Origin of the sequence: Ruegeria atlantica, assembly GCF_013032005.1 — a bacterium.
Taxonomy (GTDB): Bacteria; Pseudomonadota; Alphaproteobacteria; order Rhodobacterales; family Rhodobacteraceae; genus Ruegeria; species Ruegeria atlantica_A.
This window is the reverse complement of sequence record NZ_WQBE01000006.1, coordinates 18737-34146: the sequence shown is the minus strand read 5'-3', so window position 1 is coordinate 34146 and position 15410 is coordinate 18737. Positions and strand designations below refer to the sequence as shown.

General features: G+C 58.2%; 15 protein-coding genes. 10 read left to right on the top strand and 5 right to left on the bottom strand.

Annotation, left to right across the window (positions count from 1 at the left end):
- From GOX21_RS12525 to iolB, 5 genes are all read left to right on the top strand, one after another.
- Complete coding sequence (locus tag GOX21_RS12525; RefSeq protein WP_170350493.1) at positions 1–819, top strand: ATP-binding cassette domain-containing protein; 819 nt, start codon at positions 1–3, stop codon at positions 817–819.
- A gap of 87 nt (positions 820–906) precedes the next feature.
- Positions 907–2739, top strand: coding sequence for a 3D-(3,5/4)-trihydroxycyclohexane-1,2-dione acylhydrolase (decyclizing) (iolD, locus tag GOX21_RS12520; RefSeq protein ID WP_170377614.1), 1833 nt, complete (start codon positions 907–909; stop codon positions 2737–2739).
- On the top strand, positions 2736–3635 hold the full coding sequence (gene iolE, locus GOX21_RS12515; protein WP_170377612.1) for a myo-inosose-2 dehydratase: 900 nt from the start codon (positions 2736–2738) through the stop codon (positions 3633–3635). Before iolD ends, iolE begins: the two co-directional genes overlap by 4 nt.
- Positions 3636–3684: 49 nt before the next feature.
- Positions 3685–4866, top strand: a complete 1182-nt coding sequence (locus GOX21_RS12510) for a phytanoyl-CoA dioxygenase family protein (protein WP_170377610.1) — start codon at positions 3685–3687, stop codon at positions 4864–4866.
- A gap of 24 nt (positions 4867–4890) precedes the next feature.
- Positions 4891–5697, top strand: coding sequence for a 5-deoxy-glucuronate isomerase (gene iolB / locus GOX21_RS12505; protein WP_170377608.1), 807 nt, complete (start codon positions 4891–4893; stop codon positions 5695–5697).
- 11 nt (positions 5698–5708) lie between these two features.
- On the opposite strand, the gene GOX21_RS12500 is transcribed toward iolB, so the two are convergent.
- The 4 genes from GOX21_RS12500 to iolC form a co-directional block, all read right to left on the bottom strand.
- The gene (locus GOX21_RS12500) at positions 5709–6317 is read right to left on the bottom strand and encodes a hypothetical protein (RefSeq protein ID WP_170377606.1); all 609 of its coding nucleotides are present in this window, start codon (positions 6315–6317) and stop codon (positions 5709–5711) included.
- A 271-nt stretch (positions 6318–6588) separates the two neighbouring features.
- Complete coding sequence (locus GOX21_RS12495) at positions 6589–7428, bottom strand: class II fructose-bisphosphate aldolase (protein ID WP_170377605.1); 840 nt, start codon at positions 7426–7428, stop codon at positions 6589–6591.
- A complete protein-coding gene (locus tag GOX21_RS12490) occupies positions 7425–8261 on the bottom strand; it encodes a 5-deoxy-glucuronate isomerase (protein WP_170377603.1) in 837 nt (278 codons plus the stop codon). Before GOX21_RS12490 ends, GOX21_RS12495 begins: the two co-directional genes overlap by 4 nt.
- Before the next feature lie 9 nt (positions 8262–8270).
- Positions 8271–9251: a 5-dehydro-2-deoxygluconokinase gene (gene iolC / locus GOX21_RS12485; RefSeq protein ID WP_170377601.1), complete on the bottom strand. Its 981-nt coding sequence runs from the start codon at positions 9249–9251 to the stop codon at positions 8271–8273.
- Positions 9252–9363: 112 nt separating this feature from the next.
- On the opposite strand from iolC, the gene GOX21_RS12480 reads away from it, so the two are divergent.
- Positions 9364–10467 (top strand): Gfo/Idh/MocA family protein, encoded by a 1104-nt coding sequence (locus GOX21_RS12480; protein ID WP_170377599.1) that lies wholly within the window; start codon positions 9364–9366, stop codon positions 10465–10467.
- 38 nt (positions 10468–10505) lie between these two features.
- Positions 10506–11639, top strand: a complete 1134-nt coding sequence (locus GOX21_RS12475; RefSeq protein WP_170377597.1) for a Gfo/Idh/MocA family protein — start codon at positions 10506–10508, stop codon at positions 11637–11639.
- Here the strand turns inward: GOX21_RS12475 and GOX21_RS12470 are convergent, their stop codons facing one another.
- The gene (locus GOX21_RS12470) at positions 11640–12638 is read right to left on the bottom strand and encodes a LacI family DNA-binding transcriptional regulator (RefSeq protein WP_170377595.1); all 999 of its coding nucleotides are present in this window, start codon (positions 12636–12638) and stop codon (positions 11640–11642) included.
- 818 nt (positions 12639–13456) lie between these two features.
- Here GOX21_RS12470 and GOX21_RS12465 point away from each other — a divergent pair.
- The 3 genes from GOX21_RS12465 (at position 13457) to GOX21_RS12455 (ending at position 15386) form a co-directional block, all read left to right on the top strand.
- A complete protein-coding gene (locus tag GOX21_RS12465) occupies positions 13457–13813 on the top strand; it encodes a helix-turn-helix domain-containing protein (RefSeq protein WP_170377593.1) in 357 nt (118 codons plus the stop codon).
- A complete protein-coding gene (locus GOX21_RS12460; RefSeq protein WP_170377591.1) occupies positions 13810–14352 on the top strand; it encodes an ImmA/IrrE family metallo-endopeptidase in 543 nt (180 codons plus the stop codon). Before GOX21_RS12465 ends, GOX21_RS12460 begins: the two co-directional genes overlap by 4 nt.
- A 629-nt stretch (positions 14353–14981) precedes the next feature.
- A complete protein-coding gene (locus GOX21_RS12455; protein WP_170377588.1) occupies positions 14982–15386 on the top strand; it encodes a hypothetical protein in 405 nt (134 codons plus the stop codon).
- The last annotated feature ends 24 nt before the right edge of the window (positions 15387–15410 follow it).

Here is a 15410-nt window from a genome sequence, read left to right as displayed (position 1 = left end):
ATGACCGAAGACACCAAGTTCCACCACGGCGACGCGCAGGCCAAGAAACCGATTATTCGGATGGTCGACATTCAAAAGCATTTCGGTTCGGTGATTGCGCTGGCCGGTGTCAGCTTTGATCTGTGTTCCGGCGAATGCCACTGTTTGCTGGGCGACAATGGCGCGGGCAAGTCGACCTTCATCAAGACCATGTCGGGCGTACACAAGCCCACCGCCGGCGAGATCTTCTTTGAAGATAAGCCGATGCATTTCGAAGATCCGCGTGATGCGATTGCAGCGGGAATTGCCACCGTACACCAGCATCTGGCGATGATCCCACTAATGAGCGTCAGCCGGAACTTCTTTATGGGGAATGAACCAACGCGCAAAGTCGCGGGGATCAATTTCTTCGACAAGAAACTGGCCGATGAAATCACTATGGAAGAGATGCGCAAAATGGGCATCAACCTGCGTGGTCCCGATCAGGCGGTTGGCACCTTGTCGGGCGGTGAACGTCAGACAGTGGCCATTGCTCGGGCGGTTCATTTCGGCGCCAAGATTCTGATCTTGGACGAACCGACCTCGGCCCTTGGTGTACGCCAGACCTCGAACGTGTTGGCGACCATCGACAAGGTGCGCAGTCAAGGCGTAGGCGTTGTTTTCATCAGCCACAACGTGCGCCACGCGCTGGCTGTGGGCGACCGCTTTACCGTGTTGAATCGGGGCAAGACGCTGGGCACTGCACGGCGCGGGGAAATCACGCCAGAAGAGTTGCAGGACCTGATGGCAGGCGGTCAGGAACTGGCCGAACTGGAAGGGTCCTTGGGCGGAACGGTTTAAACCCGTTCCCCCATTTTGGGCCCACGGCCCGACATCAAACAAAATTGCAGGCTTGGCCAAATTGGCCTTGTGTTGAAAGGGATCACTATGGGCAAAACAGTCCGACTGACCGCAGCGCAAGCTTTGGTGCGCTATCTGGGTGCGCAGATGAACGAGGCCGGAGAGCCGTTCATCGCTGGTGTCTGGGCCATTTTCGGCCACGGCAATGTGGCAGGTCTGGGTGAGGCGCTGCACGCTGTCAAAGACACCCTTCCCACTTATCGCGGCCATAACGAGCAGACCATGGCGCATTGCGCGATTGCCTATGCCAAGCAGATGCGGCGTACCCGGGCGATGGCGGTGACCTCGTCGATCGGGCCGGGCGCGACCAATATGGTGACAGCGGCCGCGCTGGCGCATGTGAACCGCCTGCCGGTTCTGATCGTCCCCGGTGATGTATTCGCCACGCGTGGACCCGATCCGGTATTGCAACAGATCGAAAGCTTTGGCGACGGCACCGTCAGCGCCAATGACTGTTTCCGCCCGGTCAGCCGCTATTATGACCGTATCTCGCGCCCCGAACATCTGCTGACCGCACTGCCGCGTGCCTTCCGCACCATGACGGACCCGGCCGATTGCGGACCGGCAACATTGGCCTTTTGTCAGGACGTGCAGGCCGAAGCTTATGACTATCCCGAAAGCTTTTTTGAGCCGCGGGTCTGGTACCAGCGCCGTATCCGCCCGGATGAAGGCGAACTGGCCCGTGCCGTCGCGGCCATCAAGGCAGCGAAGCGTCCGGTTATCGTTGCCGGGGGTGGGGTGCATTACTCGGGCGCGACCGATGCACTGCAAAGCTTTGCTGAGACGCACAACGTCCCCGTTGCCGAGACGCAGGCTGGTAAATCGGCACTGGCCTGGGATCACCCTTTGAATCTAGGGCCGGTTGGCGTCACTGGCGGTGAGCCCGCCAATGACGTTTGTGCCGCCGCCGATCTGGTTCTGGCAGTTGGCACGCGGTTGCAGGATTTCACTACAGGTTCATGGGGCCTGTTCTCGAATCCCGAACGTGAGACGATTTGCCTGAACACAGCTGCCTATGACGCCGAAAAACACGGCGCCATGCCACTGCAATCCGACGCGCAAGTCGGGCTGCAAGAGCTGGGAAGGGCCTTGCAAGGATACCGCGCCGATCCGGTGGCCGACACGCTGAAGGCTGAATGGTTTGGCAAGGTCGATAAGCTGACCGATGCGCCGGGGGACGGCAACGCTCTGCCGACCGACATGCAGGTGGTGGGTGCGGTTCAACGCGCCTCGCACAACGACACCGTTGTGATGTGTGCGGCGGGCACCATGCCGGGTGAGTTGCACAAGCTGTGGAAAGCGCCGCGCCCGGGTTCGTATCACATGGAATACGGGTTCAGCTGTATGGGCTATGAAATCGCTGGTGCAATGGGGATCAAGATGGCTCAGCCGGAACGTGATGTGATCTGCTTTACCGGCGACGGCACCTATATGATGGCGAATTCGGAAATGGCGACGGCAGCGATGATGGGAATTTCGTTCACGGTCGTCATCACCGACAATCGCGGGTTTGGTTGTATCAACCGGCTGCAGATGGGCACGGGCGGGGCCGAGTTTAACAACCTGCTGGATCATGCAGTCCACGAAACGCCATCTGCCATCGACTTTGCCGCCCATGCGGCGGCGATGGGGGCGACTTCGGTCAAGGTCAGCTCGATTTCCGAGCTTGAGGACGCGCTGGCTAAACGCGGCGAGATCAAGGGGCCGTATGTGGTGGTTATCGACACTGATCCCTACCCCTCGACCGAATATGGCGGAACATGGTGGGAAGTGGCCGTTCCCGAGGTCAGCATCCGCCCCGAAGTGAATGAAAAACGGGCGGCCTACGAGGTTGCTATCAAGGAAAGAAACACGAAATGAGCGTGAAAATCGGAATCTCTCCGATCGCCTGGCAGAATGATGACCTGCCGGACATTACTGCGGCCTTCACCATGGAGCAGGCGCTGAAAGAGGCGCGTGAGATCGGCTATACAGGCGTCGAACGGGGCCAGCGAATGCCCAGCGATACCGAAGGTTTGCGCGCCTATCTCGACGGCAACGACATTGCGCTGTGCGGTGGCTGGTGCTCGGGCGCGTCGCTGGTCAATGACATTGCAACTGAACGCGACGCTGTGCGCGAGCAGGTCGAGCAATTCGTGGCCCTTAACAGTCCGTGCATCGTTTACGCCGAGTGTTCGAACACCGTGCAGGGGCAGATTGGAACGCCGGTCAACCACCGCCCCAAACTGTCGAAAGATGAGGTTATGGCCTATGCGGCTATGATCACCGATCTGGCCAAGTGGATGGGCGATCAGGGCATGACAATGGCCTATCACCATCACATGGGCACGATCATCGAAACCGAAGATGAGGTGAACTGGCTGATGGAGGGGTCGGGCCCCGAGGTGAAGCTGTGCTTTGACACCGGCCACCTGCTGTTTGGTGGCGGCGATGTGCTGGCCACCCTGAACCGCTGGGGCGACCGGGTGCATCATGTGCATTTCAAGGATATCCGGCCCGCCGTGGTGCAGGATACGCGCGAAAACAACCGCAGTTTTCTGGATGCCGTTATCGCCGGGGCTTTTACCGTGCCCAGCGACGGCTGCATTGATTTCCAGGCGATTGCAAACGCGCTGAAGGCGATGGACTACGACGGCTGGATCGTGGTCGAGGCGGAACAGGACCCAGCCAAGGCGCCACCTTATGAATACTCCAAGATGGGTTACGACCACATTGTGGACGTGTGCGGAAAGGCAGGGTTGAAGATCAAGGCGTAACACGCCGCCCAAGAGTGCAACACTAAAAGCCATGAGAAAGGAAAAAGTCATGGTAAATCAAGACCTTGGATATGTCGGCTATTTCGACCGGGAATCCTGTGATCTGGATGAGTTTAAGGTGTTGACCTCACAAAGCCTTTTGGCCGATGCGGTGCCCCTTGCCGCGTCGGTTGAAAAGAACATTCCTGTCTATGACATGCAGGCGTTGCGCCCGGCATTGGAACGGCCCGATACACGCCGGGCATTGCTGGCGGAATGGGCTTGGGTGCTGGACAAGTCCGCTGGCGTGATCGCCCTCAAGGGGGCATATGCGGATACTTCTATCATCGACCGCGCCACCGAAATCTTCCGAGAGCTTATCGACGAGGAACGCCAAAGCGGGGCGGGTGAGGGCGATCACTTTGCAGCCTCGGGCGCGAATGATCGGATCTGGAACGCGCTGCAAAAGCAGTGCCTTCGCGACCCCGAAGGCTTTGCGCTGTATTTCGGGAATACCGCGATTGCGGCAGCGTGCGAGGCATGGTTAGGCCCGAACTATCAGCTCACCGCGCAGGTCAATCAGGTGCGTCCCGGCGGTAAGGCGCAGCAGGCGCATCGGGATTACCACCTTGGGTTTCAAAGCGCGGGCAGTGCCGCCCAGTACCCGGCCCATGCCCATCTTGTGACTGCGTCGCTGACGTTACAGGGGGCGATTGCCCATTGTGATATGCCAGTGGAAAGTGGGCCGACAAAGCTGTTGCCGTTCTCACAGCTTTACCCATCAGGATATCTGGCGTTTCACGATACTGCCCATCAGGATCATTTCGAAGACAATTATGTTCAACTGCCACTGGCAAAAGGTGATGCAGTGTTTTTCAACCCGGCGCTGTTTCACGCGGCGGGTGAAAACAGCAGCGCCGACATCCACAGGATGGCCAACCTGCTGCAAATCTCATCCGCGTTCGGGCGTGCGATGGAGGCGGTGGATCGCCGCGCCATGGCGCTGGAGGTTTTCCCGTCTCTTGTTGCCCTGAAACAGCGCGGCGAGCTGGCAGGAGCAGAACTGGACGCCGCCATCGCCGCCACAGCGGAAGGCTACCCGTTTCCGACAAATCTGGACACGGATCCTCCGATCGGAGGCAACGCGCCGGAAAGTCAGGCCGATATCCTGCGAAGGGCCGTGGTCGAGGGCTGGACCGAAACAATTCTGGCCGAGGCGCTATCCGCCCTGCACACAAGGCAAGCTGCCTGAAGCAAGAACATCAAGGAGGCTAAAATGGCAGACCTGCTTAAGAAACCCTTCGGTACCCGTGGCAAGGTCCATGACATCACCCCGGCCAGTGCGAGTTGGCAGTATGTCGGGTTCGGCCTCTATCATCTGCGCGCAGGGGATAAGGCGGCTGAGGCCACTGGTGAGCGCGAGGTCATTTTGGTCATGGTCGAGGGCAAGGCGCAGATCACTGGTGGCGGCCAGGATTGGGGTGTTCTGGGAGACCGGATGAATGTCTTTGAGAAGACCCCGCCGCACTGCCTGTATCTGCCAAACGGAACTGAGTGGCAGGCCATCGCCGAAACCGATTGCGTCATCGCCGTCTGCACCGCCCCCGGCCAGGGCGGGCACGCGGCGCGGCGGATCGGGCCCGACGGCATCACTCTGACCGAACGCGGCAAAGGGGTGAACACGCGCTATATCAACAACATCGCGATGGAAGCCGAGGATTATGCTGACAGTCTGCTGGTGACCGAGGTGTTTACGCCGAACGGGCACTGGTCATCGTATCCTAGCCACCGACATGACGAAGATGATTACCCGCGGATCACCTATTTGGAAGAGACCTACTACCACCGCCTGAACCCAGCCAACGGCTTTGGCATTCAGCGGGTCTATACCGATGACGGTCAATTGGATGAGACGATGGCAGTCTCAGACGGCGACGTCGTGACTGTCCCGCGCGGCCATCACCCTTGCGGCGCGCCTTATGGGTTCGAGATGTACTACCTGAACGTCATGGCCGGACCTTTACGCAAGTGGCGTTTTGTACCCGCTCCCGAGGTTGAATGGATCATGGAGCGCGACGGGTAGGTCCGATCGGTCTACGTGGCGCGCTTTGAGTTACGTTTGCTTTGCGGAAATAAGGGTTTGAGGACCAGCTTCAGTGGCTTTTTGAACACGTCCACAACGAAAAAGAAAACCGGTCTCGACGCGCGGATCATGGACCGGGCATAGGCGTTGGCTTCCCCTTCTTGCTCGGCCACCTGTCCACCCTCACTGTGCCCAAGAACGTGATGGCCGACCTCGTGGTAAAAGGTGACTTCATTGTTGAGTGTTTCAATCCAACTAATCAGACCTTTGAGTTGGATCGTTGGTTGGGTCAGCACAATGCCAGAGAAGAACAGGTTGTACCTGCCCAGATAGTCAAGCTCAGGCCGCTCGGCGATAACGTCGAAACGGGTCACGTCGTTTAACGACAATCCTTTGGTTTTGCTCCAACGCTGAAGGTTACGAATGACGCGGCGCGAATTTGCGACGTCAATGGCAATGAATACTGGAACGGTTTCGGCCAAATAAACTGAAGGTGCATCTTCCAGCCGTTTTGCCAAAACGTTCAGCGTTCTGCGATGAACTGGATGCAGTTTGATCGATCCCAGCCGCATGACTTCCTGCCGGAACGCGTCGCCGTCCATCTCGCTTAGCAGGGCCAACAGGATACCAAAGTACTTTGGTAAAGGACCCGGAGGATTGTTTTTCCAGGCATTGGAGTTGAGTTTTTTCTTTATGACCGGGATGGCCTCTTCCTGATCAGAGAGTAATGCCCGCCATGCATCCCTAACAGTTTCTATGTGGTCAGTTGAAATGCCCCGCAAGAGCTTAATGAGGAAGCGTTCGGCGTTTCGTTGCATACCTCACGAATATCAGGATTATTCGTGGAGTGTAAAATCCCCATTTTGAAGCAATATGTTAGATGCTCCGGTATTAACTTTGCGGTGGCGCTCCGAAGGCCCGGATCACGAGCCGTGCGGCGGCTTCGACCGGGTCGTGGGTTTCTTTTAGAATGGTGACGCGGTCGAACCTTTCGGGGTCGCTGTTTACGGCTTCGCGCAGGGCGGCGCCAAAGGCCATGCGCAGCTCGGTCCCGATATTGAATTTGCAGATGGAGGTCTCGCGGGCCAGGCGGGTGCGCTGTTCAACCGGCACGCCGGAACCACCATGAATGACCAAGGGCACGTCGGTCACGGCGTCGATCTGGTGGATGCGGTCTTCGTCCAGGCCGCCTTCCTTGTTCTGCTGCAGATGGACGTTACCGACAGAAATCGCCATCGCATCCACACCGCTTTCACGTGCGAACTGCGCGGCCTCGGCCGGGTCGGTACCATTTGACCCTTCGCCACCGGAATAGCCGACAAAGCCGATCTCACCTTCGCATGAAATCCCCGCCGCGTGGGCCATTTCGGCAATCGCGGCGGTCTCGTCGATATTCTGCCGCAGTGGCTTGCGCGACCCGTCGAACATCAGCGATGTAAACCCGCTGTCCAGCGCGATTTTGCAGTCCTCATACGTATAGCCGTGGTCCAGATGCGCGACGACGGGGACCGAGGCGTTTTCGGCCAGATGGCGGAACATCTTGCCCAGCACAGGCAGCGGCGTGTGTTCACGGCAACTAGGCCCCGCTTGCAGGATTACCGGCGCGTTTTCAGCCTCGGCCGCGGCCACATAGGCGCGCATGTCTTCCCAGCCCAGGGTGACCAGGCCGCCCACGGCATAGCCTTGTTCATAAGCGGGGGACAGGACGTCTTTCAGCGTGACAAGGGTCATTTGAACTTTGCAATCATGTCTTTGATGCCTGGAATTGTCTCGATCTGGTAGGCATGGGTTGGCTGGAAATATTGTACCAGAGACCTCTGGCTAAGACCGCCGAGAATGGTGAAATAGTACATCTCATACCCCGGCAGCACACAGCAGGGGTGATAGCCCTTGTCGATGCAAATCGTGGACCCGTCGACGATGTGATAGGCATCGCCGGGCTTGTTATCTTCGCGTTGCAACATCTGCAGGCCCGATCCCCAATTGGGCTTGAAGCGGAAGTTATAAGTTTCGTCATGGCGCGACTCTTCCGGCAGGCGGTTGGTGTCGTGCTTGTGACTGGGGAATCCGGACCAACCGCCTTGACCCACAGTGAACAGCTCACTGACCAACAGACGACCTACCTTGTCGTGCTGTTTCTGACCGAGGATGTGCTTGATCTTGCGATGGGTTTTGGTGTCATCGCTGCCGTATTGCACAAGGTCATGCTCGCGCACATCGAACGGGTCCAGTACCTTGTCGTATTTGGCCCCGGCGATGAATATTTCGGCCTCGTCCGAGACGCAGACCATCTGAGCCTTGGTGCCGACGGGGACATAGACGCCCTCGGGCTCGCCATCCCAGACGTCTTCACCTCGGTTGCCGAGCTTGGGGAACTGTACGCCTTCAACGTCGACATCCACGCTGCCGATGGCGGGGGCGATGCAGGTTTCATAAGCCGGCACCTGATATTCGAACACCTCACCTTTTTTCAGTTTGACGATGTTGAAATAGTTCAAAGGCACCGTAGGGTCGTCGGCATCGACGATGGGTTTGTTCTGATTGTCATAGGGCGCGATATGCATTGGGGTCTCCTATGTGGTCGGGCCGGGATGGGCGGAAAGGAATGCGTCCAGCTCGGGTGTTGTGGGCATGGCGGGGGCGCAACCGGGTTGCGAAACCACGATTGATGCGCAAGCCGAGCCGCGCATCACGGCGTCTTTCAGTGAGTGCCCCGCCGCGATCGAGGCCAGCAGGCCAGCCATAAAACTGTCGCCCGCGCCGTTGGGTTTAACGGCGGTGACGGGGTATATGCCGGTGGCAATTTCCTGACCGTCTACCAGCGTGACGGCACCTTTCTCGCCCATCTTGTAGATGACGATCCGGCCGGGTTTTTCGGCCAGTTCCTTGGCTTTTGCGAACCCTTTTTCGATACCGCCAGCCATGAAGCCGAATTCTTCGTCATTGCCGACGATCAGGTCGCTGGCGTCTCCCGCGCGCGACAGCACACCCGCAGCAACCTCAGCCGAAGGCCAGCTGTAGGGGCGATAGTCGATGTCGAAGATGATCGGCAGACCAGCCGCGCGGGCATTGTCAAAAGCGCGGAACGTGGCGCTGCGCGAGGGTTCGGCGGCAAAGACGGTTCCAGCCGAAATCACAGCAGAGAAAGCCGAGAAATCAACCCTGTCCATATCTTCGTCGGTGACCTGAAAATCGACTGCGCCATTGCGATAGATGACGTTCTGGAAATTCTCGATTCGGCTTTCATAGACGGCCAGCGACATGCGGTATTCACCGCCCAGAACGCGGATATAGGATGTGTCCACGCCGTAATCGCGCAGCTTGTTCAGGCAGAACCGCCCTACCGCATCATCCGAGACTGATGTGATCAAAGATGCCTGACTGCCCAGCTTGACCAGACCAGCGCAGATATTTGCGGAAGACCCGCCCAGATCGGCGTGGAACGTGTCGGCATCCTCGCTTTTGACACCGATGGGATCGGCATACAGGTCCATGCCGGCACGCCCTAGCACGGCAAAGCGGTTTCCTTTGATACCGTCTATCAAAGCGCTCACGTCATGTCCTCCGGCAAAGTGGGGTCGGCAAAGTTTGGACCTTGCGTTGAATCGATTCACACGATACTCATTTTGCAACCGGTTGCAAATAGTATGTTCGGAGCCGTGACAGATGCCTGAAATCGGAATTGGAATTGTGGGTGGCGGCTATATGGGCAAGGCTCATTCCGTCGCGATGTCAGCAGTAGGTGCGGTGTTTAACACCGCGTTGCGTCCGCGTCTGGAAATGATCTGTGCCTCAAGCCCTGAAAGTGCCGAACGCTATCGGGCGGCCTATGGATTCAAGCGCGCGACTGGGGATTGGCAGGCGCTGGTCAAGGACCCGGCGGTCGAGGCCGTGGTCATCGCCTCGCCTCAGGAAACCCACCGTCAGATTGCCGAGGCGGCCTTTGCATTGGGCAAGCCGGTCCTGTGCGAAAAACCCCTTGGCGCGTCGATGGCTGATGGAGATGCCATGGTTGCCGCGGCCGAAGCGGCTGGTGTCACAAACATGGTTGGTTTCAACTACGTCCGCACGCCTGCCACTCAATTTGCAAGGAATCTGATTGCCGACGGTGAATTGGGCGAGGTCACCTGGTTTCGGGGTGAACATACCGAGGATTTCTACGCCGACCCCGATGCCCCGGCCACGTGGCGCACAACGGGTATGGCCAACGGCACCATTGGCGATTTAGCGCCACATATGGTCAATGGGGCGCTGGCCTTGATGGGGCCGATTGCCGAAGTGATGGCCGAGGTTGAAACCGTCCACGAAACCCGTCCCGGCGGAAAAGTCACCAATGACGACCATGCTCAGATCATGTGCCGTTTCGAAAATGGCGCGATGGGCAATATCTATGTCAGCCGAATCTCAACCGGGCGTAAAATGGGCTATGCGTATGAGATTTCGGGCACCAAAGGCGCGCTGCGTTTCGATCAGGAAGACCAAAACGCCCTGTGGTTCTATCGTCGCGAAGGCCCCGAGGCGCATCGCGGTTTCACAAAGATCCTGACCGGTCCTGCACATCCGGACTACGAACCCTTCTGTCAGGGCCCTGGCCATGGCACTGGATATCAGGATCAGATTATCATTGAGGCCAAGGATTTCCTTGAAGCCATTCATGCCGGCCAACCGATCTGGCCCACCTTCCGAGACGGGCATGAGGTCAACCGGGTGCTGGCTGCAGCGCTGGCCTCGTCCGAGCGGCGGCAATGGCAAAACATAAGCGATTTCTGATCGCGCAACCGTAAAAAACCTGAAGAGAGACAAGAACCATGGCAAAGCTGAGATGGGGCATGATCGGTGGTGGCGAAGGCAGCCAGATTGGGCCTGCGCACCGTTTGGGAGCGCTGGCGGACGGGATGTTCGAACTCGCCGCGGGCGCGCTGGATCACCGCCCTGATGTGGGTCGGGAATATGCCCGACGGCTGGGTGTTGCTGCGGACCGCGCCTATGGCGATTGGCAGGAAATGCTGGCGGGTGAAAAAGGGCGCGAGGACCGGATTGATCTGGTGACAATTGCCACGCCAAACTCAACCCATTTCGAGATTGCCAAGGCGTTTCTTGAAGCCGGATTCAATGTGCTGTGCGAAAAGCCGATGACCATGACCGTGGAAGAGGGCGAAGAGATTGTCAGCGTGGCCGAGGCTTCGGGCAAGATCTGTGCAGTGAATTATTGCTATTCCGCCTATCCGATGGTGCGGCAGGCCCGTGCAATGGTGCGGGCTGGCGACATTGGGAAAGTGCGCTTGGTGGTGACTAATTTTAGCCATGGCCACCACGGCGACGCCACCGACGCCGACAACCCGCGCGTCCGTTGGCGGTATGATCCGGCCATGGCGGGTGTATCTGGGCAATTCGCTGATTGCGGTATCCACGCGCTGCATATGGCCAGTTTCATCTGCGATGACGAGGTCAAAACACTGTCCGCCGATATGGCCTCGACCATCCCAAGCCGCGAGCTGGAGGATGATGCAATGGTGAATTTCCGAATGGAGGGCGGCACAGTCGGCCGCCTGTGGACTTCATCCGTGGCAATCGGGCGGCAGCACGGGTTCGACATTCAGGTGTTTGGCGAAACCGGGGGAGTGCGATGGCACTCGGAACAGCCCAACCAGCTGATTTATACACCCGTGGGGGGGCGTACTCAGATCATTGAAAAGGGTGAGGGTGGATTGCATGATGAGGTGCAGCGCCTGTCCCGCGTGGCGATTGCGCATCCCGAAGGGTTCCCCCTGGCCGTTGCCAATATCTATTGCGATCTGGCCGATGCGATCCGCGGAGAAACCCGTGACGGCCTGCCCGGCGCTTCAGACGGCGTCCGCTCGATTGCTGCCGTCCACGCGGCAGTCGCATCAGGCAAAGAAGACGGCGCGTGGAAAGATGCGCGCCCGCCGATGTTCCGATAATCAGGGGCGGGGCCGCAATGTGCCCCGCTCGATCACCCGGCAAGGGAAAATCCGCGCTTCGGGATAGCGTTTGGGATCTTTCAGCATCTCTTCAACCAGATCGACGGACGAGGTGATGATCTGCTTGATCGGCTGATGAATGGTGGTCAGGTCAATGTTCTCCCAACGCGACATTTCCATGTCGTTCAGGCCGATGATGCCGATATCTTCGCTGGGTTTCAGCCCGTGGTCGCGCAGGGCGGACAGCGCCCCAACCGACAGAATGTCGTCACCGCAAAAATACCCATCAGCCGGGGCACCTGCCAGCAGTCGCAACATCTCGGCACGTCCAGCCTCGAACGAATAGGCCCCCGCGAATGAGTGGGACACATCAAGCTCGGGGTGCTTTTCGACCTCTTCCATAAAGCCGCGATATCGATCCATGGCCGAGGTCGCATCTTTTGGCCCCCCCAGATACCCCACACGCCGATACCCGCGCGCCAGCAATTCCCGCGCCGCCATGCGCCCGCATTCGACGTTGTCGATTCCGACCACATGCACTTCGGGCGACGTGGCTGAGCGGCCAAACGTATGCACCACCGGCACGCCAGCATCATGGAACGCCTTGGCAAAACTGGGCGGCAGGGTCGATGAGGCGACGATGGCGGCATCCACAGAATACTGCCGCAGCATCCGCACCGAATTGGCCGGTTCAGTCTCGTCCGTCAGGTTGACGATCAGGGGTCGTAGCCCGCGCTCCTGCAGGGCGCGGGTGAACTGGTCGAAAACCTCAAGGAAGATCGGGTTGTGAAAGTTGTTGGAAATTAGCCCGATTAGCTTGGTCCGCCCGGTTGTCAGCGACGACGCCAGCGCATTGGGGCTGTAGCCCAACTCTTTGGCGGCTTTTTCAACCTTGCTGCGGGTCTTTGCCGAAACCGAGGCACCTTCGGTAAAGGTCCGCGACACGGCCGAGCGTGACACACCCGCCAGGGCAGCAACATCTTTCAAGGTGACACTCATGACTGGCGCCCACGGTTAGGGGGGAAGCTGATCAGCAATTTCATGAAACAGATAGTATGCGCCAACAGCTATATTTTGCAATCGGTTGCAAGGCCGAGAGTCAAATAACACCGAGTCCGTGGTATTTGTGGAAGCAGTGGGAGAATGGTGGGTGATGAGAGACTCGAACTCCCGACATCTTCGGTGTAAACGAAGCGCTCTATCCCAATCCGCACATGCAACAAGGTGCTGCAATCCACTGCCGCCACCAGCATCCTGTTAAAAAGATATCTCGTGTTGTCAGTAGCTTGAGGCTTTCACAATCAATATCAAAGTGCAAGTCGGTAAATGCCCTCCACCCTAACCGATGGTTCGCGGTGCGGTGGAAACTGCAGCGCATGTGCAGCGGAAGCGCAGCGGTGATTGCCGCATCAAGGGTGGGTGCGGGGGCAATTGCCAGCACAATGTAGTTAGATGCCCTCTCGAAAAAATGTGCCGCAAATTACTATCTGGTCCGGTAATCGCTGTGCAGGATGGTGATAACGCTTGGCCGGGCGTATTCCATCGCGATCCCGCGTTTGATGGGCAGTATCGCTAGCAAGCTGGGGCACTGCGGCGGGATATTGAGTCGAGTAGGTAGAACACCAGTTCCGTAGCATGTCGCGATTGCAGCTTCCCCTTAAGTCGTCAGCGCAAGGGCTTTTACGCATTAGCCTGACTTGGTGGGAAGCAGGCTGTGATCCGCGTATAAACCTAAGGGGCGCAAAAAATTAACCTACGAGGTTGACTGGGTGTTTTTGATACTACATATTGGGGCGGCAACACCGAGGAGACCAACTATGACCACAGAAATCGGGAAGGAGCTGCGGAAACTGCGAATTGATGAGGATGAGCGACTGTTGGATATGGCTGCAAGGCTTAAAAAGTCCTCCGCGTTCATCTCCGCCGTGGAGCGGGGAACCAAGACCCCGCCCGAGGGCTTTGTTGAGCTTGTGATCCGGGCCTATAAGCTGGCTGAGGATGCCGCAGCATCTCTCCGTCGCGCTGCCGACAGGTCACGCAAAAGCTTCACCCTAGAGGCCGACAGCCTCCTAGCGAGGGACACCGCAGGGCTGATGGCCCGCCGGATGAATTCGCTGTCCGAAGATGAACTCAACAACATCTTCCAAATTCTCAGCAAGAAGGACGCGAAATGACCGAGACGAATGACTTCATTGTGCCGCCGCGCCGTTGGGCTGAGATTGGCGGCATCGCGGATAACCTCCGCCATAGGCTCGGGCTGTCGGAGGAGCCCCGGGTTCCCGTCATCGAGATAATTGAGCAGGTGCTGGACCAGCGCCTCGGCCTCGTGCGTTTCGAGGTCGGCAGCAAACAGGAAATGGGTAGCGCTGAGGGCTATACCTGTCCCAATGGCGAGTTCATCAGGCTCCGCGAGGATGTTTATTCCGGCGTGTGCGCAGGCGATGGCCGCCCCCGGTTCACTGCCGCGCACGAATTGGGACACTGGGCGATGCACACCAACATTCCGCTCGCCCGGGCGCGGAGGGGGGATGGCACACCGTCTTACCGTCTAGCTGAGCCGCAGGCGAACCAGTTTGCCGCAGAGTTCCTGATGCCTGAGTGCTTCATTGATGCTCTGGACGATGAGGATGACCTGATCCAGCGCTTCGGCGTCTCGTGGGAAGCAGCGCGCAACCGGCTGCGCTACGTCCGCAAGAACGGGAGGCTCAAATGAAAGAAGGCTCAGGTTGACGCCCGAGCCTCCCAACAGATTTCTTCATCGTGCATCAGGGGCTTGACGATGCAGAGCCTCCCAGTAGCGCAAATCAGTCTCCTAAGCAGGACTGCACTTAGCGCATTTTGGGTCAAAAGGCAAGATACGCCCCGAAGTGGAGAGTGTAATGACCAAGCGTCACACACCCCCTCCGCCGGGATACCGGTATGTCTTCCGCCCTTGGCGGACATGCCCGAAGACCGGCACCCGGCTCTACGCAAAAGCGTTTGGGCTGCGGGCGTGGCCTATCCTGATCCCGGAATAGCCACCTCAATCAAATGAAAGGGGGGCGCGATGAGCGCGCCTCCCACCCTAAATGCAATAGTGAGAGTTCGAGACATGAAATCGAAAACATTCAAAATCGGTCGCAGCGCAAAAACTGGCCGTTTCACCACGGTCAAGAAGGCCACGCGACGTAAATCTACTCATGTAGTGGAAACCATTAAGAAAAAGTGACACCTGTCGCTTAATGTCGTCGTGCTCTGCAGTAGAGTATGCAGGGCACGACAGCCGTGAACCGCAGACCGGCGAATAATCGTCTTCGGCACCCCTTATTTTCTAGGCAGCGACACCAATCCAGAGGAGAGTACATGGTAGATTACACCGACTGGTCACCTGAGGTGACCGAGGCGATCCGGCGGCAGCATGAAATGGATCGCGCCGACGCTGGGCCAAAAGCACCCGTCTCAAGTTTCCGCTATAGGGGTGTCCAGATCGAAAGCCGGTGGGCGGTTCTGGCGGAGTTGGAAACGATGCGCCGGATTATCGACGCGATGCCTGAGCTGATGGCCCGTCGCCTTGAGGCCATCTGGTGCGATTCCAATGCAGGGTCCTGCTACACATTCTCGGTGCGCTCAAACCTCTGGGTCCCGGAACTCCGCTGGGCAATCTCTGACGCAGTGATAGAGGCGAACGGAGGTCACAACGGCATTATGATTGAGGCAGGTGGCGGCAACGGCTGTGACATTGACCCGAATTGGGGTGAGGCCTTCTGAATGGGCTGAGTGTCTTTGGGTGCT

Coding starts and splice junctions, on each gene's coding strand:
- GOX21_RS12525 (WP_170350493.1), top strand. CDS start 1: ATGACCGAAGACACCAAGTTCCACCACGGCGACGCGCAGGCCAAGAAA.
- iolD (WP_170377614.1), top strand. CDS start 907: ATGGGCAAAACAGTCCGACTGACCGCAGCGCAAGCTTTGGTGCGCTAT.
- iolE (WP_170377612.1), top strand. CDS start 2,736: ATGAGCGTGAAAATCGGAATCTCTCCGATCGCCTGGCAGAATGATGAC.
- GOX21_RS12510 (WP_170377610.1), top strand. CDS start 3,685: ATGGTAAATCAAGACCTTGGATATGTCGGCTATTTCGACCGGGAATCC.
- iolB (WP_170377608.1), top strand. CDS start 4,891: ATGGCAGACCTGCTTAAGAAACCCTTCGGTACCCGTGGCAAGGTCCAT.
- GOX21_RS12495 (WP_170377605.1), bottom strand. CDS start 7,428: ATGACCCTTGTCACGCTGAAAGACGTCCTGTCCCCCGCTTATGAACAA.
- GOX21_RS12490 (WP_170377603.1), bottom strand. CDS start 8,261: ATGCATATCGCGCCCTATGACAATCAGAACAAACCCATCGTCGATGCC.
- GOX21_RS12480 (WP_170377599.1), top strand. CDS start 9,364: ATGCCTGAAATCGGAATTGGAATTGTGGGTGGCGGCTATATGGGCAAG.
- GOX21_RS12475 (WP_170377597.1), top strand. CDS start 10,506: ATGGCAAAGCTGAGATGGGGCATGATCGGTGGTGGCGAAGGCAGCCAG.
- GOX21_RS12470 (WP_170377595.1), bottom strand. CDS start 12,638: ATGAGTGTCACCTTGAAAGATGTTGCTGCCCTGGCGGGTGTGTCACGC.
- GOX21_RS12465 (WP_170377593.1), top strand. CDS start 13,457: ATGACCACAGAAATCGGGAAGGAGCTGCGGAAACTGCGAATTGATGAG.
- GOX21_RS12460 (WP_170377591.1), top strand. CDS start 13,810: ATGACCGAGACGAATGACTTCATTGTGCCGCCGCGCCGTTGGGCTGAG.
- GOX21_RS12455 (WP_170377588.1), top strand. CDS start 14,982: ATGGTAGATTACACCGACTGGTCACCTGAGGTGACCGAGGCGATCCGG.